The sequence below is a fragment of the Candidatus Aegiribacteria sp. genome (assembly GCA_021108435.1).
Classification (GTDB): domain Bacteria; phylum Fermentibacterota; class Fermentibacteria; order Fermentibacterales; family JCC-6; genus Aegiribacteria.
Window position 1 is genome coordinate 1 of record JAIOQY010000047.1, and the last position, 1647, is coordinate 1647.

2 protein-coding genes are annotated in these 1647 nt (G+C 39.5%); both read left to right on the forward strand.

The annotated features are described in order from the left end of the window. Nucleotides 1–913: 913 nt before the first annotated feature. Nucleotides 914–1225, forward strand: a complete 312-nt coding sequence (locus tag K8R76_02800; GenBank protein MCD4847102.1) for a hypothetical protein — start codon at nucleotides 914–916, stop codon at nucleotides 1223–1225. Between the two features lie 229 nt (nucleotides 1226–1454). Further along, the coding region (locus K8R76_02805) for a DUF4372 domain-containing protein (GenBank protein ID MCD4847103.1) at nucleotides 1455–1647 on the forward strand (193 nt) is incomplete at its 3' end.

Genomic DNA, 1647 nt, shown 5'->3' on the forward strand with positions numbered 1-1647 from the left:
TAAGCCATATGTTATGAAAGAACTTCAAAAGATTATTCGAGAAGCTCTTGAGGGCGAATCGCAGTGAAACTTTACTGAGATTTGCGAGTTCAGGATATCGAATTCAGACCCCGCTTCAGATTTATATTCTTTTTTACTGACGAATTCAGAATGATGAGACTGCCTAATTTCACAGAAACGATCAGAATACCGGTTTCAACTATTTCCTTTTTCGCCTTCTGAATCAAGATATCCGTGTCGCAGAGGTGATGTCAAGAACAAAGACTGATAACAGAGAAAAGATTTTCACCCTGAATGTTCAATACCGTTTTCATATTAACCTTTTTAATCATACATGTATATGGAATTTCTGTTAATATGAAGTGCGGCGGATACACACGGATAATTCGAGCCGCAGGTCCGTGGCAGCTAATGCAGACTACGGGGCGCAAACTTCGCTTGAAGACAAATAATTTTATTCTAGAGCCGGTACAGCTCTTCATCAGCGATTTCGGAAGCAGGTCATGGGATTACGGAAAATCCATTGTCCTATTGCTTATCCGGTTCAGGATCTTCGTGTAACCGTTGCATCGAATTTCCATGATGTTATTCTCTATCTCTCTCCCTCTCTGTCTCCCTCTTTGGTTTATTGCTCTATCTGCTGCTTTTTCTGTAACATGCGGTGGTTTCGGTAAGTAAGGTCAGTTTCGGACAAGAATCGGAGGTTTATTGGGGCAAATGGGCTGCTTCGCGAGCAGGTTGTGGAATTGCGGATAATACATTGTCTTATCGTTTTACGGATGGAGCCTATAAAATAGTTAGAAGAGATATCGTATTTGTATAATTACACACATATATCATCTTGACAAAATATAACATATTAGAAATAATATGTAAAACACTTTGTTGGTGGTTGATAAAGAAGGGTTATATTTTGAAATCTTTAAAAATAAGCTTACTGCTATTGTTATTGATTAGTTCAATTGCTTTTGCTGCAGCGGGTGGCCCACAAGGAAATGTCTATTGCAGTATAAATGCTCACGGCGACGGTTGGGAAGTGTACTGGGGTGGAATGTGTATTTCAGGACCAGAAAAACTAGGGAGACATGAAACTATAACTATCCAACTTCCTACAGGTTATCAGGAGATAACTGCAAAATACTACTATGGTGATACGTTGTTGGGTGTAATCACCGATGAAGTATATGTTTTACCTGGGACAGTATGGCATTGTTTCGTTGAATAGGATTTAATAACGATCAACCACCAGCAATTTGTAATTAAACAAACCACATATAAAGTACGGCTAGGAACGCTAATCTAAATATCGGAAATTCACTTTTAGTATCTGCTGAAGTCAGGCGTGTCCAAGATAACATTCTGATTTAGTAAGTGTGTCCTTCTTCTTATGAGCATTTCTGCTCATGTTTGGGTGATAGTCAAAAGTCACCTAAACAATTGAAGGACACATAAGTATGAAACATAATATCAGCTTCTTCAGCCAGGTGCTTCAGCAGCTTCCATGCAGTATCTTCAGAGGACATGTAAAACGTTGTAAGACAGAACGTAATGCAAAAGGGTTCACTTCGTGGACCCATCTTGTATCAATGCTGTTCTGTCATTTAGCAAGAGCGGAATCGCTTCGTGAGATTTGTAACGGTCTCGCCG